Annotated in this window: 22 protein-coding genes and 1 pseudogene; 18 read left to right on the forward strand and 5 right to left on the reverse strand. The window is 58.8% G+C overall.

Translation table 11 applies throughout. The features are described 5' to 3' along the window. The first annotated feature begins 29 nt into the window (after window positions 1-29). Window positions 30-590, forward strand: a complete 561-nt coding sequence (gene nudE, locus ACQUTP_RS16630) for an ADP compounds hydrolase NudE (protein ID WP_004202164.1) — start codon at window positions 30-32, stop codon at window positions 588-590. A 53-nt stretch (window positions 591-643) separates the two neighbouring features. Here the strand turns inward: nudE and mrcA are convergent, their stop codons facing one another. Further along, the gene (mrcA, locus tag ACQUTP_RS16635) at window positions 644-3,202 is read right to left on the reverse strand and encodes a peptidoglycan glycosyltransferase/peptidoglycan DD-transpeptidase MrcA (RefSeq protein WP_023319249.1); all 2,559 of its coding nucleotides are present in this window, start codon (window positions 3,200-3,202) and stop codon (window positions 644-646) included. 118 nt (window positions 3,203-3,320) lie between these two features. Between mrcA and ACQUTP_RS16640 the strand changes: the two are divergent. The 12 genes and pseudogenes from ACQUTP_RS16640 to trpS all read left to right on the forward strand — a co-directional run bounded on the left by ACQUTP_RS16640 (window position 3,321) and on the right by trpS (window position 13,275). Next, a pseudogene (locus ACQUTP_RS16640) lies at window positions 3,321-4,122 on the forward strand (pilus assembly protein). After that, the gene (locus ACQUTP_RS16645) at window positions 4,106-4,639 is read left to right on the forward strand and encodes a PilN domain-containing protein (RefSeq protein WP_032456683.1); all 534 of its coding nucleotides are present in this window, start codon (window positions 4,106-4,108) and stop codon (window positions 4,637-4,639) included. Before ACQUTP_RS16640 ends, ACQUTP_RS16645 begins: the two are co-directional and overlap by 17 nt. Next, a complete protein-coding gene (locus tag ACQUTP_RS16650) occupies window positions 4,629-5,057 on the forward strand; it encodes a hypothetical protein (RefSeq protein WP_017899955.1) in 429 nt (142 codons plus the stop codon). Before ACQUTP_RS16645 ends, ACQUTP_RS16650 begins: the two co-directional genes overlap by 11 nt. Next, window positions 5,047-5,424, forward strand: a complete 378-nt coding sequence (locus ACQUTP_RS16655; protein WP_264947077.1) for a DUF2531 family protein — start codon at window positions 5,047-5,049, stop codon at window positions 5,422-5,424. The genes ACQUTP_RS16650 and ACQUTP_RS16655 overlap by 11 nt, the downstream gene beginning before the upstream one ends. After that, window positions 5,363-6,601, forward strand: a complete 1,239-nt coding sequence (hofQ, locus tag ACQUTP_RS16660; protein WP_043522607.1) for a DNA uptake porin HofQ — start codon at window positions 5,363-5,365, stop codon at window positions 6,599-6,601. Before ACQUTP_RS16655 ends, hofQ begins: the two co-directional genes overlap by 62 nt. A 270-nt stretch (window positions 6,602-6,871) precedes the next feature. After that, window positions 6,872-7,393 carry a shikimate kinase AroK gene (aroK, locus tag ACQUTP_RS16665; protein ID WP_002920267.1) on the forward strand — a complete coding sequence of 174 codons (522 nt, stop codon included), beginning with the start codon at window positions 6,872-6,874 and terminating at the stop codon, window positions 7,391-7,393. 55 nt (window positions 7,394-7,448) lie between these two features. After that, a complete protein-coding gene (gene aroB / locus ACQUTP_RS16670) occupies window positions 7,449-8,543 on the forward strand; it encodes a 3-dehydroquinate synthase (protein ID WP_048325903.1) in 1,095 nt (364 codons plus the stop codon). Between the two features lie 84 nt (window positions 8,544-8,627). After that, entirely contained in the window at window positions 8,628-9,923 is a 1,296-nt protein-coding gene (damX, locus tag ACQUTP_RS16675; RefSeq protein WP_004202177.1) for a cell division protein DamX, read from the forward strand. A 78-nt stretch (window positions 9,924-10,001) separates the two neighbouring features. Further along, the gene (gene dam / locus ACQUTP_RS16680) at window positions 10,002-10,829 is read left to right on the forward strand and encodes an adenine-specific DNA-methyltransferase (protein ID WP_004202178.1); all 828 of its coding nucleotides are present in this window, start codon (window positions 10,002-10,004) and stop codon (window positions 10,827-10,829) included. Window positions 10,830-10,846: 17 nt separating this feature from the next. After that, window positions 10,847-11,524 (forward strand): ribulose-phosphate 3-epimerase, encoded by a 678-nt coding sequence (gene rpe, locus ACQUTP_RS16685; protein WP_004202179.1) that lies wholly within the window; start codon window positions 10,847-10,849, stop codon window positions 11,522-11,524. Continuing rightward, entirely contained in the window at window positions 11,517-12,278 is a 762-nt protein-coding gene (gene gph / locus ACQUTP_RS16690; protein ID WP_004202180.1) for a phosphoglycolate phosphatase, read from the forward strand. The genes rpe and gph overlap by 8 nt, the downstream gene beginning before the upstream one ends. Next, window positions 12,271-13,275 (forward strand): tryptophan--tRNA ligase, encoded by a 1,005-nt coding sequence (trpS, locus tag ACQUTP_RS16695; protein WP_023319242.1) that lies wholly within the window; start codon window positions 12,271-12,273, stop codon window positions 13,273-13,275. The genes gph and trpS overlap by 8 nt, the downstream gene beginning before the upstream one ends. Before the next feature lie 74 nt (window positions 13,276-13,349). Here trpS and cysG read toward each other — a convergent pair whose 3' ends face one another. The 3 genes from cysG to nirB form a co-directional block, all read right to left on the reverse strand. Beyond that, window positions 13,350-14,723 (reverse strand): siroheme synthase CysG, encoded by a 1,374-nt coding sequence (gene cysG / locus ACQUTP_RS16700; RefSeq protein ID WP_004202185.1) that lies wholly within the window; start codon window positions 14,721-14,723, stop codon window positions 13,350-13,352. Window positions 14,724-14,876: 153 nt separating this feature from the next. After that, window positions 14,877-15,203 carry a nitrite reductase small subunit NirD gene (gene nirD / locus ACQUTP_RS16705; protein WP_004202186.1) on the reverse strand — a complete coding sequence of 109 codons (327 nt, stop codon included), beginning with the start codon at window positions 15,201-15,203 and terminating at the stop codon, window positions 14,877-14,879. Then, window positions 15,200-17,743: a nitrite reductase large subunit NirB gene (gene nirB, locus ACQUTP_RS16710; RefSeq protein WP_285756262.1), complete on the reverse strand. Its 2,544-nt coding sequence runs from the start codon at window positions 17,741-17,743 to the stop codon at window positions 15,200-15,202. The genes nirD and nirB overlap by 4 nt, the downstream gene beginning before the upstream one ends. Before the next feature lie 238 nt (window positions 17,744-17,981). Between nirB and ACQUTP_RS16715 the strand changes: the two genes are divergently transcribed. Beyond that, window positions 17,982-19,304, forward strand: a complete 1,323-nt coding sequence (locus ACQUTP_RS16715) for a cytosine deaminase (RefSeq protein ID WP_004202190.1) — start codon at window positions 17,982-17,984, stop codon at window positions 19,302-19,304. Here ACQUTP_RS16715 and tsgA read toward each other — a convergent pair. Then, window positions 19,301-20,488, reverse strand: a complete 1,188-nt coding sequence (gene tsgA, locus ACQUTP_RS16720) for an MFS transporter TsgA (protein WP_004202192.1) — start codon at window positions 20,486-20,488, stop codon at window positions 19,301-19,303. The two genes, ACQUTP_RS16715 and tsgA, sit on opposite strands and share 4 nt — an antisense overlap. A 276-nt stretch (window positions 20,489-20,764) precedes the next feature. On the opposite strand from tsgA, the gene ppiA reads away from it, so the two are divergent. From ppiA to pabA, 4 genes are all read left to right on the forward strand, one after another. Further along, window positions 20,765-21,334, forward strand: coding sequence for a peptidylprolyl isomerase A (gene ppiA, locus ACQUTP_RS16725; RefSeq protein WP_002920238.1), 570 nt, complete (start codon window positions 20,765-20,767; stop codon window positions 21,332-21,334). Window positions 21,335-21,438: 104 nt separating this feature from the next. Next, the gene (locus ACQUTP_RS16730) at window positions 21,439-21,606 is read left to right on the forward strand and encodes a YhfG family protein (protein WP_004202194.1); all 168 of its coding nucleotides are present in this window, start codon (window positions 21,439-21,441) and stop codon (window positions 21,604-21,606) included. Beyond that, window positions 21,596-22,198, forward strand: a complete 603-nt coding sequence (locus ACQUTP_RS16735) for a putative adenosine monophosphate-protein transferase Fic (protein WP_004202195.1) — start codon at window positions 21,596-21,598, stop codon at window positions 22,196-22,198. The genes ACQUTP_RS16730 and ACQUTP_RS16735 overlap by 11 nt, the downstream gene beginning before the upstream one ends. Before the next feature lie 31 nt (window positions 22,199-22,229). Further along, window positions 22,230-22,793, forward strand: a complete 564-nt coding sequence (gene pabA, locus ACQUTP_RS16740; RefSeq protein ID WP_004202196.1) for an aminodeoxychorismate synthase component 2 — start codon at window positions 22,230-22,232, stop codon at window positions 22,791-22,793. Window positions 22,794-22,830 lie beyond the last annotated feature (37 nt).

The raw sequence follows: 22,830 nt of genomic DNA on the forward strand, positions 1-22,830 counted from the left end.
CTGCTTAATCACAGCATAGACCGATGACAATGAGCAAATCATTACAAAAACCCACCATTCTCAATGTTGAAACTGTCGCCCGTTCGCGCCTCTTTAATGTCGAAAGCGTCGATCTGGAATTCAGCAACGGTGTGCGTCGCGTTTATGAACGTATGCGGCCTTCCACCCGCGAAGCGGTGATGATTGTGCCGATTGTTGATGATCATATTATTTTGATTCGCGAGTATGCCGTCGGGACGGAGTCCTACGAGCTGGGCTTCTCCAAAGGGCTGATTGATCCGGGTGAAACCGTGGATGAAGCGGCCAATCGCGAGCTGAAAGAAGAGGTTGGCTTCGGCGCCAATAAGCTGACGTTTCTGAAGAAGCTCAGTATGGCTCCCTCTTACTTCTCCAGCAAAATGAACATCCTGGTGGCGGAAGATCTCTATCCGGAGTCGCTGCCGGGCGATGAGCCCGAGCCGCTGCCGCAGGTGCGCTGGCCGCTGGCGCAGTTGATGTCGCTGCTGGATGAAGAAGATTTTAACGAGGCCCGCAACGTTAGTGCGCTGTTTTTAGTGCGGGAATGGTTGCAGGCCCAGGGCCGACTCTGAACGAGCGTTTACGCTAAGCAGCAATAAAAAAGCGCCCGCAGGCGCTTTTTTTGTCAGAACAGCTCGTGGGTTTCACCGCCGCCGTCAGTCAGGGTGGTGCCCACCTCATGGACCGCCTGCTGCGTGGGCTGGGTACCCTCAATAAAGTATTCCGCCCGGCTGTTGCCACCGTTCGCCAACTGACCGGTGCTGCGGTCAATATTCACCGTGACGATACCCGGCGGCGGCGTTAATGGCTCTTCCGGAACGCCTTCCAGCACGCTCTTCATAAAGCTGTCCCAGGCCGGCTGGGCGCTTTTGGCGCCGCCTTCGTAGCCGGAGATCTGATCTTTAATCGCCCCCGATGCGGTGGTCCGGCCAAGATCGCGACGATGATCGTCAAAGCCGATCCAAACCGAGGTCACCACGCCCGGTCCGTAGCCTGAGAACCAGGCGTCCTTCGAGCTGTTGGTGGTCCCGGTTTTGCCGCCGATGTCATGCCGCTGAAGGTCACGTCCGGCGCGCCAGCCGGTTCCCATCCAGCCCGGTTCGCCAAAGATGTTGCTGTTCAGCGCGCTCTTGATCAGGAAGGCCAGCGGGGTGTTGATCACATGCGGCGCGTATTCCTGGGCGCCGCTCTGCGCCACCAGTGACTGATTGGCCTGCTCCAGCTGCGGCTGCGGCGGCACGGTGCCATTCTGCGGTTCCGTCGAGGTGGCGACATCTTCCACATCTTTGTTTTCCAGCACGTTGGATTTTGGCGTATCGCCGTAAATCACCGGTAAATCACACTGCGGGCAGGCGATTTTCGGACGCTCTTCGAAGAGGACCCCGCCCTGATCGTTCTCAATCTTACTGATAAAGAACGGGTTCACCAGGAAGCCGCCGTTGGCCATCACCGAATAACCGCGGGCGACCTGCAGAGGCGTAAAGGAGGCGGAGCCCAGCGCCAGCGATTCGGTGTGGACAATGTTTTGCGCCGGGAAGCCAAAGCGCTGCAAATACTCGGCGGCATAGTCAACGCCCATGGCGCGCATGGCGCGCACCATGACCACGTTTTTCGACTGCCCCAGGCCCTGGCGTAAACGAATCGGACCAGCATACTGCGGCGGCGAGTTTTTCGGCCGCCAGTCGGAACCGGCTCCGGCGTCCCAGCGCGAGATTGGCACATCGTTGAGCATGCTTGCCAGAGTTAAGCCTTTATCCATCGCAGCCGTGTAGAGGAATGGCTTGATGTTGGAGCCGACCTGGCGCAGCGCCTGAGTGGCGCGGTTGAACTTGCTCTGGTTAAAGTCAAACCCACCGACAAGGGCGATAATCGCGCCGTTTTGCGGGTTAATGGAGACCAATGCCGAGTTGACGTCCGGGACCTGCGACAGCCACCAGCTGTCTCCCACTTTGCGAACCCAGATCTGCTGCCCGGCCTGCACGACGTCGTTGACTTTACGCGGGGTCGCCCCCTGCTGCGTATCGGAGATAAAGCGGCGAGCCCAGCGCACGCCGTCCATCGTCAGCGAAACGGAGTCGCCGTTAGCCAACAGCGCGACGGCCTCCTGGGCATTCGCGGAGGTGACCACCGCAGGAGAAAGCGGGCCAAAGCCAGGCTGGCGCTTCAGGGCGTCAACGATCTTTTTCGCCTCCCACGGCGTTTCGCCGACCTTCCACAGCACGCTGGCCGGGCCGCGGTAGCCGTGACGCATATCGTAATCCAGCACGTTATTGCGGACCGCCTGCTGGGCCGCCTGCTGGTTTTTGCGGGTAATCGTGGTGTACACCCGGTAGCCATCTTCGTAGGCCTGCTCGCCGTAGCGATTCACCATCTCCTGGCGCACCATTTCGCTCAGATAGGGCGCGGAGAAGGCGATTTTTGGCGCGTGGTAGCTGGCGTCGATGGGTTCGCTGCGCGCCTCATCGTATTGCGCCTGGGTGATGTACCCCTCGCTCAGCATACGCGACAGCACCACGTTGCGCCGGGCTGTGGCGCGATCCATCGAATAGAGCGGGTTAAAAGTGGACGGGGCTTTCGGCAGACCGGCAATCACCGCCATTTCGCTGAGGGTCAGCTGGTCGATAGGTTTGCCAAAATAGACCTGCGCCGCGGCGCCGACGCCATAGGCGCGGTAGCCGAGGTAAATCTTGTTCAGGTACAGCTCAAGGATTTCATCTTTGTTCAGCAGCTGCTCGATGCGGATAGCCAGAAAGGCCTCTTTAATCTTACGCATCAACGTCTTCTCGGGGCTGAGGAAGAAGTTACGCGCTAACTGCTGGGTGATGGTGCTGGCGCCCTGCGAGGCGTGGCCTGAAAACATCGCCACGCTGGCGGCGCGGAAAATACCCACCGGATCGACGCCGTGATGCTCATAGAAACGACTGTCTTCGGTAGCGATAAACGCTTTCACCAGCTCGGGGGGAATTTGCTGCAACGTGACAGGGATACGGCGCTTTTCGCCGTACTGCGCAATAAGCTCACCGTCGGCGCTATAGACCTGCATCGGGATCTGCAAACGCACATCCTTCAGGGTTGCGACGTCGGGGAGTTGCGGCTCTATGTATTTGTAGAGGCCAAAAATCGAGCCTGCTCCCAGCAGTACGCAACAGACTGCAAGGATCAATAGATACTTTACGAACTTCACCGGTGTTTTCCCATTTAGTTTTATTTGGGCAGTTTATAAACAAACGCGCGGTAGTATAAAGGCAAGCCAGGTGCATTGATATAGCCGGACAGTTTTGCCGGATAAGGAGATCATAAGCATGGCTTTCAGAAACTGGCGGATCGGAATGCATATCCAACAAGATAGCATTGCCATTGTCGCGCTACTGTTTGAGCGCTCACACTGGGCGCTGCGCCGCTGGTGGCGCATTCCGTTGCCGCCAGGCCTGGTGCGGCAGGGGATGGTGGCGGACGTCAGCGCCCTCGGCTCACGGCTGGCCGCCTGGCGGCGGGAGCTACCGGTACAGCATCAGATCAATATCGCCTTCCCCGCAGCTCGCACGCTGCAAAAACGCGTGCCTTATCCCCAGTTCGCCCTGCGAGAGCGGGAACAGGCGACGTGGATAGCCAGCGCCATGACCCAGCAGCTGGCGATGCCCGCCTCCTCTCTCTGTATTGATTATGCGCCCACCTCGCGAAATGACGGCTGGCAGGTTACGGCGGCGCAGCGGCTGGATATCAATGTTCTGCGGGAGCTGGCAGGGCGGCTGCGCCTGCGGGTAACTGCCATCGTACCGGATGCCAGTGCGCTCGGCGCTTTTTTCCCCTGGGTGACGGCAGCAGAGCAAGGCCTGGCGTGGCGGGATGAAAAGCACTGGCTATGGGCGACCCATGAGGCCTGGGGCTGTGACGCCTGCGATGCGATAGGGTCCTTGAGCCAGCTGGCGGGGCAGCTTCAGGTTCCTCTGCGCTTGTGCGCTGACGCGGGCGACGAGGCCAGTCGTTTTGATGTCTGGCAGGTGGTTCACCGCCGGCAGCCTCCGCTGCCAGCCGATGGCGATCGCTACGCCATTGCCCTTGGGCTGGCGCTGGGGGGGCGGGCGCCATGACGCATGTCGTTAATCTTCTCCCCTGGCGTGACCTGCGTCGCCGCCAGCGCCTGCGCTACACCCTGTTGTTAGCCATCGGTATCGTGCTGCTGGCGGGGATGACCCTGCAGGTGGGGCGAACGGCTGGTCTACAGCGCGACGCCCTGGCGAGGCTCCACGCGACGGCCGACGCAGCGCTGCTCGCCTCGCTCAAACAACGTGAACAGGCGATGCGCGAAGCGTGGCAGCAGCATCAACGCCAGCGCGAGCAGCTCCAGCGCAGATCGACGATCGCTGCCTGGCAACCCCGACTAATGGCGCTCGCGGCGGACCTGCCCGCTCAGGCATGGCTGACGCGGCTGGAGTACCAGGGGGCGCGTCTGACGCTGGATGGCCTGGCCCTCAACCTGCAGGCGCTGGCCGGAGTGGAGGCTTCTCTGGCCAGCGTCACGGGATTCGCGCCGGCTAAAGCCGGCGGAACGCAGCGCGACGCCGAGGGGCGCTGGCGGTTCAGTTTCACCCTGTCGGGAGCGCGCGCCGATGAGGATTAATACCCTGCGTACCCGGGCGGGGCTGCTGATCCTGCTCGCGATGGGGCTGACGGGGGGCGGCGTGGCGCTTTGGCGCGATGCCCGGCCGCCGCTGGCGGCGCTGTCCCGCGATGGCGCTCTGCAAACGCAGTGGCGGCGGATCATGGCGCTGCGCATCCCTGACGGTGAAAGAGCCGGGGAGCGCATCGACAAGCAGCCGTTCTCGCCCATAGCCATTCCGCTCGCCGGGGCGAAGCTAATCGCCTGGCATCCGCAGGGGAGCGGCGGAGAGATGGAGCTGGCTCTCTCCTGGCCGACGGTACCCGCTCTGTTTTCATGGCTGGCGCGCAGCGGGATGAACCCGCGTTCGTTCTCGCTGGAGCGCGAGGGGCAGGCGCTGCGCATGCGGCTGCAGCTGGAGGCGGAAGATGGTCGGTAAATGCTGGGTTTTGCTGTGGTTGCCGCTGTCGCTGCTGGCGGCCGAGCGCGATCCTTTTCAGCCGGTTGAGGATCCCTGCCACGCGGCGCAGCTGTCGCAATGGCGTTATGGTGGCGCGGCCAGCGATGGCGCAGGCTGGATGGGTTTTTTGCAGGACGGAAGCGGCACGTGGCGACGGGTGCGCCTGGATGAGCAATTGCCCACGGGCTGGCGGGTGAACCGGCTGACGGACAGTGAACTGGACATCGTCACGCCTCCGGGATGTGAACCGCCAGCGTGGCGCTGGCAACGTAAAGGAAAACAAGATGATGCGATGGATAAGCCTGCTTTTGCTGCTACCGCTGGCGGTGGTCGCCGCGCGAAATGATAAGCCGGTTTCGCTGGTCGTTGACGACGCGCCAGTGGCCCAGGTGCTGCAAGCCCTGGCCGAAATGAACCAGAAGAATCTCGTTGTCGCACCGGACGTCAGCGGCACGCTCTCCCTGCGCCTGCAGAAGGTTCCCTGGACCCAGGCGCTGCGGGCAGTGGCGGATAGCGCAGGCCTCTCTTTGCAACAGCAGGGAACGGTCATCTACGCACATACGCAGGCCTGGCAAAAGGCCAACCTGGCGCAGCGCGAAGCGGAACAGGCGAAACGTCTGCAGAACCTGCCGCTGCGGGCGGAGAGCGTGACCCTGCACTATGCCGATGCCGAGGAGCTGGCTAAAAGCGGCGGTAAGTTGCTTAGCGCCCGGGGAAACCTGATGGCGGACAAGCGGACCAATCGGCTGCTGATCCGCGATGATGCCCGCCATCTGCCGGCGCTGAAGGCCTGGGCGCAGGAGATGGATCTGCCGGTCGGACAGGTGGAGCTGGCCGCCCATATCGTGTCAATGAGCGAAACCAGCCTGCGTGAACTGGGGGTGAAATGGCGGCTGGCGGAGGCTGAAAGCACGCCAGGATCCGGGCGCATTACCACCCTAAGCAGCGATCTGTCAGTCAACGACGCCAGCACCCGCGCAGGCTTTAACATCGGCAAAATTAACGGGCGCTTGCTTGAGCTGGAGCTTTCCGCGCTGGAGCGCAAGCAGCAGGTCGAGATTATCGCCAGTCCTCGTTTGCTCGCCTCTCATATGCAGCCCGCCAGCATCAAGCAGGGGAGCGAGATCCCCTATCAGGTCTCCAGCGGTGAAAGCGGCGCCACGTCGGTGGAGTTTAAAGAGGCGGTGCTGGGCATGGAGGTGACGCCGACGGTGCTGCAGCAGGGGAGAGTGCGGTTGAAGCTGCGAATAAGCGAGAACACGCCAGGCCAGGTGCTGAAGCAGGATAACGGCGAGGCGCTGGCCATTGATAAACAGGAGATCGAGACCCTGGTGGAAGTCCGCAGCGGCGAGACCCTGGCGTTGGGCGGCATCTTTTCGCAGAAAAACAAAACCGCCCGCGACAGCGTCCCGCTGCTTGGCGATATCCCGGTGCTGGGGCGTCTGTTTCGCCGCGACGGGAAAGATAATGAACGCCGTGAACTGGTTGTCTTTATTACGCCACGGATTCTGGCAGTACGTTAAGCAGGTTTTTCATGCTAAACACGTTTCAGGTGTTTGACGTGAGGACGGATTTAGCATACAAGGGGTACCGATTTGAGAGTCGGGTACGACATCAATCCTCCCTTTATTGTCCGGCGATTTTATTCAGTTGCCAAACCAGCCGGAGTATTGAGATAATTTTTAGTCTGACTCTCGCTCTATTGCATATGAGGTTTCAGTTCATGCCCTGCGGCGCTGGGTGTCTGCGAAGCGGGTTTATCATTAACGAATAGTCTTAGTAGTACCGAAAAAATGGCAGAGAAACGCAATATCTTTCTGGTTGGGCCTATGGGTGCCGGCAAAAGCACTATTGGGCGCCAGTTAGCCCAACAGCTCAACATGGAATTTTACGATTCCGATCAAGAGATTGAGAAACGCACTGGCGCTGATGTGGGCTGGGTCTTCGATGTTGAAGGCGAAGAAGGCTTCCGCGACCGTGAAGAAAAAATTATCAATGAGTTGACGGAAAAACAGGGAATTGTGCTGGCGACTGGCGGCGGCTCTGTAAAATCCCGTGAAACGCGTAACCGTCTCTCCGCCCGCGGCGTGGTGGTCTACCTGGAAACAACGATCGAGAAGCAGTTGGCCCGTACGCAGCGCGATAAAAAGCGTCCTTTGCTACAAGTCGATGCGCCGCCTCGTGAAGTACTGGAAGCGCTGGCTGACGAGCGTAACCCGCTGTATGAAGAGATCGCCGATGTGACTATCCGCACAGACGATCAGAGTGCGAAAGTCGTCGCGAACCAGATTATTCATATGCTGGAAAGCAACTGATTCTGGCTTAATAAAAGTGCGTCAGAGTAAAAGTCACTGAGGTGGATGTCGCGTTATGGAGAGGCTTACTGTTACCCTCGGGGAACGTAGTTACCCGATTACCATCGCGGCTGGTTTGTTCAACGATCCAGCTTCCTTCCTGCCACTTAAGTCGGGCGACCAGGCTATGCTGGTCACCAACGAAACGCTGGCGCCGCTTTATCTGGATACCGTCCGCTCTGCGCTTGAGCAGGCAGGGGTCAACGTTGACAGCGTAGTCCTGCCCGACGGCGAGCAGTATAAAAGCCTGGCGGTGATGGATACCGTATTTACCGCGCTGTTGCAAAAACCCCATGGCCGCGACACCACGCTGGTGGCGCTCGGCGGCGGTGTTATCGGTGATTTAACCGGTTTCGCCGCGGCAAGCTATCAGCGCGGCGTGCGTTTTATCCAGGTCCCTACCACCCTGCTGTCGCAGGTCGACTCGTCGGTCGGCGGCAAAACCGCAGTGAACCACCCTCTCGGCAAAAACATGATTGGCGCCTTCTGGCAGCCGGTTTCCGTGGTGGTTGATCTTAACTGTCTGAAGACGCTGCCGAAGCGCGAACTCGCTTCCGGACTGGCTGAGGTCATCAAGTATGGGGTGATCCTCGACGGCGCCTTCTTCAGCTGGCTGGAAAACAACATTGATGCCTTGCTGGCGTTGGATGAAAAGGCCATGGCGTACTGCATTCGCCGCTGCTGTGAGCTGAAAGCGGAAGTTGTGGCTGCCGACGAGCGTGAAACCGGGTTACGTGCTTTACTCAATCTTGGACATACCTTCGGCCATGCTATCGAAGCGGAAATGGGCTACGGTAACTGGCTGCACGGCGAAGCGGTGGCGGCAGGTATGGTGATGGCGGCGCATACGTCCGAACAGCTGGGGCAGTTCCGCGCGCAGGATACTCAGCGCCTTATCGATCTGCTCAAGCGTGCAGGCTTACCGGTACGCGGCCCGCAGGAAATGCGTGCGCAGGCGTATTTGCCCCATATGATGCGCGATAAGAAAGTACTGGCTGGCGAAATGCGGCTGGTGCTCCCGCTCGCAATAGGAAGCAGCGAGCTGCGCGGCGGAGTGCCGCACGATGTGGTTCTTGGCGCGATTGCTGACACTCAGCAGGCGCAACAATAAGAAGGTCTGGCCGCGTTCGCGCGGCGTTATCATTTCGGGTGATGTGCAATAATCGTGAGCATAAGCCTTTTAGTGGGGTGTTAAATGGATGATTTCAAACCAGAAGACGATATGAAAGCCGATCGCAACGATCGTCGTGCTGGTCGTTCCCGTCAGTCTTCCGAGCGTGATGCCGATCCGCAGATCAATTTTGACGATGTCGATCTTGATGCCGATGAAGGCCGTCCGACGCGCGCCGGCAAGGCCCGTCGTGAGCGTGAAGAGGAAGAATTCGAAGAAGAACTGGATGCGGAAGATGAGGAGATGCTCGAAGAGCAGCCTGTAGAGCGTCGTCCGCGTAAGCGTAAAAAAGCGCCGGCGAAACCCGCTTCCCGCCAGTACATCATGATGGGCGTGGGCATTCTGGTACTGTTGCTGTTAATCGTGGGTATCGGTTCCGCGCTGAAATCGCCATCTTCTTCCAGCCAGCAGACCGCTTCCGGCGAGAAGAGCATTAATCTGTCTGACGACCAGTCCACCAGCACGCCAGCTGCCGGCCAGGATCAGACTGCCGCCAATACCACCACACAGCAGGACGTCACGGTACCGCCTATTGCCGCGAACCCGACCCAGGGCCAGGCCGCGGCAGAGCCGCAGGGCCAGCAGCGCGTTGAAGTTCAGGGCGATCTGAATAATGCGTTGACCCAGCAGCAGGGCCAGCTGGACGGCGCCGTAGCTAACTCGACGCTGCCAACTGAACCGGCAACCGTCGCGCCGATCCGTAATGGCGCCAGTGGCACCGCGGCGCCGCGCCAGACGACCGAACGTCAGACGGCGGCAACGCCGCGTCCGGCTGAGCGTAAGCACACCGTCATCGAAGCGAAGCCGCAGCCGAAACCACAGGCGGTGGCAAAAGCGCCGGTAGAAACGAAGCCGGTTCAGCCGAAGCATGTTGAAAGCGCGGCGACCACTGCCCCGGCGAAAACGACCGTCGCGGAAAGCAAACCGGTAGCCACCGCGCAGAGTAAACCTGCAGCACCAGCAACCACCACCACTGCTGCGCCAGCCGCAACGGCGGCCGCGGCAGCGCCGGCGGCGAAGAGCGGTAAAACGGCAGGCGACGTCAGCTCGATGAAATCTGCGCCGTCGGGTAACTATACCCTGCAGCTCAGCAGCTCCTCTAACTATGAAAACCTGAACAACTGGGCGAAGAAAGAGAAGCTGGACAGATATGTTGTCTATGAAACATCGCGTAACGGCCAACCGTGGTACGTGCTGGTGAGCGGTATCTATTCATCGAAAGATGAAGCGAAACGCGCGGTCACCTCGCTGCCGCCGGACGTGCAGGCGAAAAATCCATGGGCAAAACCACTGCATCAGGTTCAGGCTGATCTGAAATAATGCCGTGGGGTAGTCTTAAGCGCAGGATGCTGTCGGAGCTTTCTCCACAGCCGGAGAACGTGTAATTAGTTAGGCAGCATGAAAAAGAATCGCGCTTTTCTAAAGTGGGCAGGGGGGAAGTACCCCCTGCTTGACGATATTAAAAAGCATTTGCCGGAAGGTGAGTGCTTAATCGAGCCCTTTGTGGGCGCCGGGTCGGTATTTCTCAATACCGACTTTTCTCGTTATATCCTCGCGGATATCAACAGTGATTTAATCGGCCTGTACAACATCGTCAAATTGCGCACCGACGAGTACGTCGCTGCCGCCCGCGAGATGTTTACCCCGGAAAATAACGTCGCTGAGCGCTACTACCAGTACCGTGATGAGTTCAATCAGAGCCAGGACCCGCTGCGTCGCGCGGTGCTGTTCCTGTATCTGAACCGTCACGGTTACAACGGCCTGTGTCGCTACAATTTGCGCGGCGAGTTCAATGTGCCGTTTGGCCGCTATAAGAAGCCCTATTTCCCCGAGGCTGAGCTCTATCATTTTGCCGACAAGGCGCAAAACGCTGAGTTTTACTGCGAATCTTATGAAGAGTGCATGCAGCGTGCGGATAGCCGCACGGTGGTGTATTGCGATCCGCCCTATGCGCCGTTGACGGCGACGGCGAACTTTACCGCCTACCACACCAACAGCTTCAACCTGGAGCAACAGGTGCTGCTGGCGCAAAAGGCGGAGTCGCTGATGAAGAAACGGATCCCGGTGCTGATTTCCAACCACCGCACGCCGTTGACGCAGGAGTGGTATAAAAACGCGGCAGAAACGCATATTGTGAAGGTTCGGCGCAGCATCAGCAGCAACGGTGGTACGCGTAAAAAGGTGGACGAGCTCTTAGCGCTCTACCGTCCGCCTAAGACCAAATAAATTTCAAGGAGATGCGGATGAAGCAGTATTTGATTGCCCCTTCGATTCTGTCGGCTGATTTTGCCCGTCTGGGTGAGGATACCGCGAAGGCGCTGGCGGCGGGTGCGGATGTCGTGCACTTCGACGTCATGGACAACCACTACGTGCCGAACCTGACGATTGGCCCGATGGTGCTGAAGTCGCTGCGTAACTACGGTATTACCGCGCCGATCGACGTCCACCTGATGGTGAAGCCGGTCGACCGCATCATTCCTGATTTTGCCGAAGCTGGCGCCAGCATCATCACCTTCCACCCGGAAGCCTCCGAACACGTCGACCGCAGCCTGCAGCTTATCAAAGAGCATGGCTGTAAAGCGGGCCTGGTGTTTAACCCCGCGACGCCGCTGAGCTATCTCGATTATGTGATGGATAAACTGGACGTGATCCTGCTGATGTCGGTTAACCCGGGCTTTGGCGGCCAGTCCTTTATTCCCCAGACGCTGGATAAACTACGTGAAGTGCGCCAGCGCATCGATGCGTCCGGCTACGACATCCGTCTGGAAGTGGATGGCGGGGTGAAAGCGAGCAATATCGGCGAAATCGCCGCAGCGGGCGCGGATATGTTCGTTGCCGGTTCGGCGATCTTCGGCCAGCCGGACTACAAGAAAGTGATTGATCAAATGCGTAGTGAATTAGCGAAGGTGAGTCATGGATAAATTACAGGCGATCCGCGGCATCGCGTTTGATCTCGACGGCACGCTGGTGGACAGCGCGCCGGGTCTGACCGCCGCCGTTGATAACGCCCTCTACGCCCTGGAACTGCCGGTGGCGGGAGAAGAGCGCGTCGTAACCTGGATCGGCAACGGCGCCGATGTCCTGATGGAGCGGGCGCTGAGCTGGGCTCGCCAGGAGCGTGCCACGTTACGTGCGGCGATGGGCAAGCCTTCCGTCGACGATCATGATATTCCGCAAGACGAACAGCTGCGCATTTTGCGTAAACTGTTTGACCGCTATTACGCCGAAGCGGCGGAAGAGGGCAGTTTCCTGTTTCCGGCAGTGGCCGATACGCTCGGCGCGCTGCAGGGCAAAGGTCTGCCGCTGGCGTTGGTGACCAATAAGCCGACGCCGTTCGTCGCCCCGCTGCTGGACGCGCTCGATATTGCGAAATATTTTACCGTGGTGATCGGCGGCGATGACGTCCAGAACAAAAAGCCGCATCCGGAACCGCTGCTGCTGGTAGCGCAAAAGCTCGGCCTGACGCCGGAGGCGCTGCTGTTCGTCGGCGATTCACGTAATGATATTCAGGCGGCCAAAGCGGCTGGCTGCTGCTCGGTTGGCCTGACCTACGGTTATAACTATGGCGAACCGCTTGCGCTGAGCGAGCCGGACTATCTCTTCGACCAGTTTAATGAACTCTTACCCGCTCTCGGGTTACCGCACAGTGAAACTCAGGAATTGAAACATGACTAAGCCCATCGTTTTTAGTGGCGCACAGCCCTCAGGTGAACTGACCATTGGCAACTACATGGGTGCGCTGCGTCAGTGGGTAAACATGCAGGACGATTACCACTGCATCTATTGCATCGTGGACCAGCACGCCATCACCGTGCGCCAGGATCCGCAGCAGCTGCGTAAGGCGACGCTGGACACCCTGGCGCTGTATCTGGCCTGCGGCATCGACCCGCAGAAAAGCACTATCTTCGTTCAGTCGCACGTGCCGGAACACGCCCAGTTAGGCTGGGCGTTGAACTGCTACACCTATTTCGGCGAACTGAGCCGCATGACCCAGTTTAAAGACAAGTCCGCGCGCTACGCGGAGAACATCAACGCCGGTCTGTTTGATTATCCGGTACTGATGGCCGCTGACATCCTGCTGTACCAGACCAACCAGGTTCCGGTGGGCGAAGATCAGAAACAGCACCTTGAACTGAGTCGCGATATTGCCCAGCGTTTTAACGCCATCTATGGCGATATTTTTAAAGTGCCTGAGCCGTTTATCCCTAAATCCGGCGCGCGCGTGATGTCGCTGCTGGAGCCGACGAAAAAGATGTCCAAGTCCGACGACAACCGCAACAACGTCATCGGCCTGCTGGAAGACCCGAAATCGGTGGTCAAGAAGATCAAACGTGCGGTCACCGATTCCGACGAGCCGCCGGTGGTGCGCTACGACCTGAAAGAGAAAGCGGGCGTCTCCAACCTGCTGGATATCCTCTCCGCGGTCACCGGGAAAACCATTCCTGAGCTGGAGCAGCACTTCGAAGGCAAAATGTATGGCCACCTGAAAGGCGAAGTCGCCGACGCGGTATCGGGCATGCTGATTGACCTGCAGGAGCGCTATCACCGTTTCCGTAACGACGAAGCGTTTCTCAATCAGGTGATGAAAGACGGTGCAGAAAAGGCCAGCGCGCGGGCTTCTCAAACCCTGAAAGCGGTATACGAAGCGATTGGCTTTGTCGCCAAGCCGTAAGCGACGCAACAGCTAAAAAGGGCGGGATTATCCCGCCCTTTTTTATGCCTGTCGTTCACGCCGCGAGGCGAAGGTTAGTGGTTCGAGAACCAGTTCAGTTTATCCCGCAGGCCGACCACGCGGCCGACAATGATCAGCGCCGGGCTGGCCATCTGCTGCGCCAGAATATCCAGCTGTCCTAAGGTGCCGCTGACCACTTTTTGCGTCACGGCGGTGCCGTTCTCGACGATGGCGGCAGGCATATCTTCCGCCATGCCGTGGGCGATAAGCTTCTCGCGGATCGCCGGCGCCTGGTTCAGACCCATGTAGAACACCAGGGTCTGCTTCTCCACCGCCAGGTTCGCCCAGTCCAGCTCGCCGCCGGTTTTCAGATGGCCGGTGACCAGGCGCACGCCCTGGGCGAAATCGCGATGGGTCAACGGGATCCCCGAGTAGGCGGAGCAGCCGGAGGCGGCGGTGATGCCTGGCACAACCGAGAAGGGGATGCCCGCCTCGCAGAGGGTCTCCAGCTCCTCTCCGCCGCGGCCAAAGATAAAGGGATCGCCGCCTTTCAGCCGGACCACGCGTCTTCCTTTTTGCGCTTCGCGCAGCAGGATCTGGTTGATCTCCTCCTGAGGCACGCAGTGATAGCCTGAGCGCTTGCCAACGAACACCCGGTCGGCATCGCGGCGCACCAGATTCATGATGTCGTCGGAGACCAGTCGGTCATAGACCACCACGTCGGCCTGCTGGATCTGCTGCAGGCCTTTGAGCGTGAGCAGCCCGGCGTCACCGGGGCCGGCGCCAACCAGGACGACCTCGCCGCGATGCTCTAACGGCTCGGTCAGCAGTTGCTCGGTGGTATCCGCCACCGCCTGCCGATCATCATTGGCCAGCGACTGCGCCAGGCGGTCGTTAACGAACAGCTTCTCCCAGAACCGTCGGCGTTCGCCTACGGTGGCAAACTGCTGCTTGACGCGAGCGCGCAGATGGCCGGCGTAGCGGGCCAGCTGACCAAGATGCAGGGGTAAGATTGACTCCAGCTTCTCGCGCAGCAGGCGCGCCAGCACCGGTGATGTCCCGCCCGAGGAGACGGCGACCATCAGCGGCGAGCGGTCGATGATCGACGGCATGATAAAGCTGGCCTGGCGCGGGGCATCCACCACGTTACAGAAAATACGCCGCGCTTCGGCCGCGTCGCTGACCTGCTGGTTTACCGTTTCATTATCGGTAGCGGCGATGGCCAGCCAGCAGTTGTCCAGCAGCGAGGGGATAAACTCCCCCTGCACCAGGGTCAGCATCTGTGAATCGGCCCACACCTGAAACTGAGGGGTAAAGTCGAGCGCATTGACCGTGACGTTTGCGCCAGCATCCAGCAGCAGACGGGCCTTGCGTTCGGCGACATCCCCGCCGCCAACCAGTAAACAATCCCGCTGGCGTAACTGGCAGAATATGGGTAAGTGATCCACAGAATAACCTCATAAAAATAAGGGGTAGAAAGTGAGTGGTCGTAGAATAGCAGCAAAGGTAATACAAAACATGCGACATATCCCGCACTCATGCGCTGTCGGTCAGAAGTGTTACTTATATCTCCCCCCGTGACCGGGGGGAGGAAGCGGGACTCACGCTTTAAGCTGAACGTGGCCGTCTTTTACCCGGGCGTCGAAACGGGCGATAGAGTGGCTGGCATCTTCCATACACAGGCCGTCGCTCAGGCGGAAGCGCTGTTTTTTCAGCGGGCTGGCAACCCACAGGGCGCCGTCATGCTCAGCGATAATCCCGCGGGACAGCACGCTGGCATTGAAGAATGGATCGATATTGCTGATGGCGAACACCCTGTCGTCATGGTACGGACGGAAGATCGCCACCTGCTGCTGACCGAGCAGGGCGCAGACGCCGGTGGCGGGCAGGATGTCGTCAATTTTGCAGATGTTTACCCACTGGCTCATGCTTTTTCCTCCACCAGAGTAACCGGGATACGCTCATACGGCGTGGCCGGGCGATGCTGGTCACGTTCCGGCACCACCTGAACGTTCGGGTCGCGCTGGTCGCTGTTGATAAAGTGTTTGAAGCGAGTCTGCGCCGCCGGGTTATTGACGGTCTCGGTCCACTCGCAGGCGAAGGCGGCGCGCAGGCGAGCCAGCTCCTCTTCCAGATGGTCGTTCAGACCGAGCTTGTCATCGATGATCACGCTGCGCAGATAGTCGATCCCGCCATCCATGTTGTCCAGCCACGGCGCGGTGCGGGTCAGCTTATCGGCGGTGCGGATGTAGAACATCATAAAGCGGTCGAGATACGTAATCAGCGTCTCGCGATCGAGGTCCGCGGCCAGCAGATCGGCATGGCGCGGCTTCATCCCCCCGTTACCGCATACGTACAGGTTCCAGCCTTTCTCGGTGGCGATGATCCCGACGTCTTTGCCCTGGGCTTCCGCGCATTCGCGGGTACAGCCGGAGACGCCGAACTTCATTTTGTGCGGGGTGCGGATGCCTTTGTAGCGGTTTTCCAGTTCGACGCCGAAGCCGACGCTGTCGCCGACCCCGTAGCGGCACCAGGTGCTGCCGACGCAGGTTTTCGCCATCCGCAGCGCTTTAGCGTAGGCGTGGCCGGTTTCGAAGCCCGCTTCAATCAGCTGCCGCCAGATCTCCGGCAGGTCGTCTTTCTGCGCGCCAAACAGGCCGATGCGCTGGGAGCCGGTGATTTTGGTGTACAGATTGAATTCACGAGCGATACGGCCCACGGCGACCAGCCCTTCCGGGGTGATTTCGCCGCCCGCGGAGCGCGGAATGACCGAGTAGGTGCCATCTTTCTGGATGTTGGCGAGGAAGTTGTCGTTGGTGTCCTGCAGCGGCGTGTGCTCAGGCTTGAGGATGTACTCATTCCAGCAGGAGGCCAGCAGGGAGCCGACGGTTGGTTTACAAACTTCACAGCCGTAGCCCTGGCCGTGTTTGGCCAGCAGTTCGTCGAAGGTTTTGATGCCTTCCACGCGGATCAGGTGGAACAGCTCCTGGCGGGAGTAAGCGAAGTGTTCGCACAGGTTGTTGTTGACCTCGATGCCCTGTTTCGCCAGCTCGGCGTTGAGCACCTGGGTGACCAGCGGGATACAGCCGCCGCAGCCGGTACCGGCCTTGGTTTCCGCTTTCAGCGCCGCGACGGTATGGCAGCCTTTGTTAATGGCGGCGATCAGGTCGCCTTTGCTGACGTCAAAGCAGGAGCAGATTTGCGCGCTGTCCGGCAGTTTATCGACGCCGATCGACGGTTTGCCGCTGCCGGCGTGGGCCGGGAGGATCAGCGAATCCGGATTCTCCGGCAGCTCAATGGCGTTGAGCACCAGCTGCAGCAGGTTACCGTAGTCGCTGGTGTCGCCGACCAGCACCGCGCCGAGCAGGGTTTTGTTGTCGGCGCTGACGATCAGACGCTTATAGACTTCTTTGCTTTCGTCAAGATAGACGTAGCTGCGGGCGCCCGGCGTGCGGCCGTGGGCATCGCCGATGCCGCCCACGTCCACGCCCAGCAGCTTCAGCTTGGCGCTGAGGTCGGCGCCGGTGAAGCTGTTTTCACTGCCGAGGAGGTGATCGACGGCCACCTGGGCCATTTTATAACCCGGCGCGACGAGGCCATACACGCGGTTGTTCCAGCTGGCGCATTCGCCGATGGCATAGATATCCGGGTCGGAGGTCTGGCAGCTATCGTTGACCATGATGCCGCCGCGCTGGGCAACCGCCAGCCCACACTGGGTGGCCAGTTTATCGCGCGGGCGGATCCCGGTAGAGAAGACGATGAAATCGACCTGCAGCTCGCTACCGTCGGCGAAGCGCATGGTTTTGCGCGCCTCGATGCCCTGCTGAACGATCTCTTTGGTGTTTTTACTGGTGTGAACTTTCACGCCCATGCTTTCAATTTTGCGCCGCAGCTGCTCGCCGCCCATCTGGTCGAGCTGCTCGGCCATCAGCATCGGCGCGAACTCGATAACATGGGTTTCCACGCCGAGGTTTTTCAGCGCGCCTGCGGCTTCGAGGCCGAGCAGACCGCCGCCGACCACCGCGCCGCGTTTACTGCGACGGGCGCAGGATTCAATGGCGTTGAGATCTTCAATGGTGCGATAGACAAAGCAATCCTGGGTTTCCGCGCCTTTAATCGGCGGGATCCAGGGGTATGAGCCGGTCGCCATGATCAGCTTGTCGTAGAACACCGTGCGCCCGGCGCTGGAGTGGATCACCTTCTCCTGGCGGTTGATGGTGATGGCCCTTTCGCCGACCAGCACCTTGACGCCGTGTTTCTCATAGAAACCTTCGCGGACCAGCGACAGCTCTTCTGCGGTATGGTGGGAGAAATAAGACGACAGGTGGACACGGTCGTAGGCGATACGCGGCTCTTCACAGAACACGGTAATGTCGAATTGTCCGGCAGGCGCCTTATCAAGAAGCTCTTCGATAAAGCGATGGCCAACCATGCCGTTACCGATAATAGCGATTCTGACTTTGCTCATTTTTGCCTCGATTTCTTTTCTATTACCGCCTACCTTAACGATTCAGCCATCAGGCTTATTGATGCAAATCAATGACAACTTCACCTACCACTTAATGGGTATATAATTGATTTGTCTGTATTTTTCTAAGTTGTGGAAAACGCTGACTTTTCCTTTTTGCTGATTTTGTGTACAAGAATTGGGTGGGTCGCGATTGGGGTTGAGTAGAAAACAAGCCGTATTGAATGGAGAGGTTGATATGACAGCAGCGCCGCTTTGGTTGATTCAGAACGTACGCCTGGCAGACCGCGACGGCCTGTGGCAGATAGCGATAGATAAGGGGCGCTTTGGCGAGATCACGCCGATGGGGGAGGCGCGGGACGAAAGCTACGAAGTGTTGAACGCTCGCGGCGGGCTGGCGATCCCGCCTTTTATTGAGCCGCATATCCATCTGGATACCACCCAGACGGCCGGCGAGCCAAACTGGAACCAGTCCGGCACTCTGTTTGAGGGGATTGAGCGCTGGGCGGAGCGGAAAGCGCTGCTCAGCCATGAAGACGTTAAAGCCCGGGCGTGGAAAACCCTCAAGTGGCAGATCGCCAATGGCGTGCAGTTTGTCCGTACCCATGTCGATGTCTCCGATCCGACGTTGACGGCGCTGAAGGCGATGCTGGAGGTCAAACAGGAGGTGGCGCCATGGGTCGAGCTGCAGATTGTCGCTTTTCCGCAGGAGGGGATCCTCTCTTACCCCAACGGCGAGGCGCTGCTGGAAGAGGCCCTGAAGCTGGGGGCGGATGTCGTTGGGGCGATCCCGCACTTTGAGTTCACCCGTGAATATGGGGTGGAATCGCTGCATATCGCTTTCCGACTGGCGCGGAAATATGACCGCCCGCTGGATATTCACTGCGATGAAATTGACGACGAACAGTCGCGCTTTGTGGAAACCGTTGCCGCGCTGGCGTTAAAAGCGGGAATAGGGCCGCGGGTGACGGCCAGCCATACCACCGCCATGCACTCCTATAATGGCGCTTATACCTCGCGCTTGTTCCGCCTGCTTAAGCTCTCCGGCATCAATTTTGTCGCCAATCCGCTGGTCAATATTCATCTGCAGGGCCGGTTTGACGACTACCCGAAGCGACGAGGCATTACCCGGGTGAAGGAGCTGATGGCGGCGGGGATCAACGTTTGCTTTGGTCATGATGATGTCTTTGACCCGTGGTACCCGCTGGGGACCGGTAATATGCTGCAGGTCCTGCATATGGGGCTCCACGTTTGCCAGCTGATGGGCTACCAGCAAATTAACGACGGCCTGCAGCTTGTCACCGACAACAGCGCCCGCACGTTTGGCCTGACGGATTACGGCATTGTCAGCGGCAATCCGGCTAACCTGATCATTCTGCCGGCGGAGAATGGCTTTGAGGCGGTACGCTGCCAGGTGCCGGTGCGCTGGTCAATTCGCGAGGGAAGGGTGATTGCGACCACCCAACTGGCGCAAACCTGGATCCAGACCGACCGCGGTGGCGAGGAGCTTTCTTTTATGAGAAACAGCCCCCTTGCGGACGCAAAGGGGCCGAAGGCTTAGTGAGACGCCGCCTGAGCGTTGTTCTGGCGGTGACGGGAGACGAAGCCGAGGATAAAGCACATCACGAACACCACGGCGTAGAGGCCGTTAGCGGTGTGCAGCGCGGCCAGCGGACCGCTGGCCGCCACAATCGGGCCGGTGACCACGAAAGTCAGCATGGTGCCGATGGTGCCGCAGGTGAGGATAAAGTTCACCAGCTTTGGTGAAGCGACTTTAGTTTGCTGCGAACCGAGCGTAATGATCGAGGTGTAGATGGCGCTGGAGAAGAAGCCCAGGGTCAGAATAAACCACGGCATATGCTCCGGCGAACCATTGATAAACAGGTACATCAGCACCGTCGCGAGGCCGGCGAGGACGGTTAAGATGCGCTGCAGGTCGAAGAAGCGCAGGATAAAGCTGAATGACCACATGCCGATCATGTAGGACATCCAGAAATCGCTCACCAGCTTACCGGCATCGCCGAGGCTCATGCCAAGGCTCTTGGCATATTCCGGTACCCAGGAGATAAAGCCCAGCTGACCGAGGATATAGCACAGCGCCGCGACGGAGAGGAACAGCACGCCGATGCCCCACTTCTCTTTCACCACCGGCTGGCTGTTTTCGCTCTGCGCTTTTTTGCCGAGTACCGGGAAGTCACAGCCGAATGTCAGGACGAAAATAGCGACATACACCAGACCGATACAGGCGTAGACCCAGTACCACTCGATGCTGCGCGCCAGCAGGACTGCGGCGACCATCGGGAAAATCATTCCCGCCATGCTAAAGAAGGAGTCGGTAAACAGCAGACGCGCCCCGCGCTGACGGCCTTCATACATATGGGTGATCAGGAAGGTCCCGATCGACATGGTGATCCCGCTCACCAGGCCGAGAACGAACATTGATGCGGAGAACAGCGCCAGGCTGTGGCTGAGCATCAGGCCGGCCACCGCCAGCACCATCAAAATAAAGCCAAAACGCAGCTGAGTTTTCAGCGGCACGATCTCCATCAGCCAGGCATTGAGGAAGATGGAGATCAGAATACCGGCGTTCAGAAAGGTAAAGGTGTTGCTCATACTGGAAACGGGCAGATGGAAATAATCCGCAATGTTACCCATCACCATCCCGGTGACGATCACCAACGCGCCGGTCAGGGCGTAGGAGAAGAAGCTGATCCATGTGAGCTTAATACGGTTGCTGTTAGTCATGACTGGCCTGTGAATAGAAAGGTAAAGCGCGTTGACGCCGCGCCGGGCGGACAGATTTTAGTCGTTCAGGTGATGTAATTAAATGTTTATTGTGAAATACGTTATCTTTTGCATGTTTTAATGTGACTTGAATCACGTTTTTTCGACGCCAGAGAGAACGTTTGCGCGGTTACAATTATTACAGCTAAGTAAAATTTGGTAAAAGGCTGGCCCAGGATGCAAAGGCTCTTTAGAATCAAGGCACTCGCTTTTATTCTGCTCCGTTAAGGATTTTCCATGCTCAAATCAACACTGGCGGCGATGGCTGCCGTTTTCGCCATTTCAGCGTTCTCCCCGGCCATGGCGGCAAAGGGCGATCCGCATGTGCTGCTGACCACCTCGGCAGGTAACATTGAGCTTGAGTTAAACAGCCAGAAAGCCCCGATTTCCGTGGATAACTTCCTGAAGTACGTTAACAGCGGCTTCTACAACAACACTACCTTCCATCGCGTGATCCCGGGATTCATGGTGCAGGGCGGCGGCTTCAACGAGCAGATGCAGCAGAAACAGCCTAACCCGCCGATCAAAAATGAAGCAGACAACGGCCTGCGCAACACCCGCGGCACCATCGCCATGGCGCGTACCGCCGATCAGGATAGCGCCACCAGCCAGTTCTTCATCAACGTGGCGGATAACGCCTTCCTCGACCATGGCCAGCGCGACTTTGGCTATGCGGTGTTTGGCAAGGTAGTGAAAGGCATGGACGTTGCGGATAAGATCTCCCAGGTTCAGACCCATAACGTCGGCCCATACCAGAATGTGCCGACTAAACCGGTTGTTATCCTCTCTGCGAAAGTGCTGCCCTAATCTTCCCACGGCGCGGTAGTCTATCGCCGCGCCGGTTGCCTCCCGGCATAACCTGTAATTGCTGCTTATACTTGTGGCACACAGGGGACGATAAGGGGGCGACGATGCGTCCACTCACCGATAAGCAAAAATCCCGACTCTGGGAACAGACACGTAATAGCAATTTTCAGGCCAGCCGTCGCCTCGAAGGCGTATCGGTGCCACTGGTTACGCTGACTGCCGAGGAGGCGCAGGCGCGCCTCGCGACGCTGCGGAGGGAGTATGAGCGATAAATTTGGCGATGAACGCGATCCTTACCTCTATCCGGCCCTGAACGTCCTGCGCAACCGCCTCGGCATCCGCCAGGCCAACACTCTGCAGCAGGCTGCCCTGGAGATGACATCGCTGCGGGCGGCTACCCTGCCGCTGGGTCCGCGGGTGCGCGGCTTACCCTATCTGTGCGCTATTCATCATCAGCTGTATCAGGATCTGTTTGACTGGGCGGGTAGGCTGCGTGAAGTGAACCTCTACCTGGGCGATACGCCGTTCTGTCACTTTGCCCGCATCGAAGAGGAAGGAAACGCCCTGATGCAGGCCCTGGAGCAGGAGGATTATCTCTTCGGCCTGCCGCGGGATACCTTTATCGAACGCCTGAGCTGGTTCTATGGTGAAATTAATGTGCTGCACCCTTTTCGTCTCGGCAATGGCCTGACCCAGCGCATTTTCTTTGAACAGCTGGCGATACATGCCGGCTACCTTCTTGACTGGCGTGACGTCGATCCTGCCGCCTGGAGCACCGCCTGCCAGCAGGGCGCGATGGGCGATCCGGACCCGCTGGCGGCGATCTTTCGCAAAGTGGTAAGCGAAGCGCGGGAATCTGAGTAGAATAGCCCGGTTTGATTGTTCCGGAGCCGCTATGATCCTGCTTATCGATAACTATGACTCTTTCACCTGGAATCTGTATCAGTACTTTTGCGAACTGGGGGCGGAAGTGCTGGTCAGGCGCAACGATGCGTTGACGCTGGAGGAGATAGCGTCGCTGGCGCCGGAGAAGATGGTGATTTCGCCCGGTCCCTGTACGCCGGATGAAGCGGGGATTTCCCTCTCAGTAATCCGTCACTATGCAGGAAAAACGCCGCTGCTGGGCGTCTGCCTCGGGCATCAGGCGATAGCCCAGGCGTTTGGCGCGACCATTGTGCGGGCGGCGCAGGTGATGCATGGAAAAACTTCGCTTATCGAGCATAACGGCGAAGGGGTGTTTCAGGAGCTGAATAATCCTCTGACGGTGACCCGCTATCATTCGCTGGTGATTGACCCGCCGACGCTGCCGCCTGAGTTTATCGTCACCGCCCGCAGCGCCAGCGGTGAGATCATGGGGATTCGTCATCGCGACTGGGATCTCGAGGGCGTGCAGTTCCATCCGGAAAGCATCCTTAGCGAACAGGGCCATCAATTGCTGGCGAACTTTATTAAGCGGTGATTTCGGTTGCCATTGACTGACTTTTTATGCATATTTT

It is taken from the genome of Klebsiella sp. 2-CIP_Kleb., from assembly GCF_050378715.1.
Classification (GTDB): domain Bacteria; phylum Pseudomonadota; class Gammaproteobacteria; order Enterobacterales; family Enterobacteriaceae; genus Klebsiella; species Klebsiella quasipneumoniae.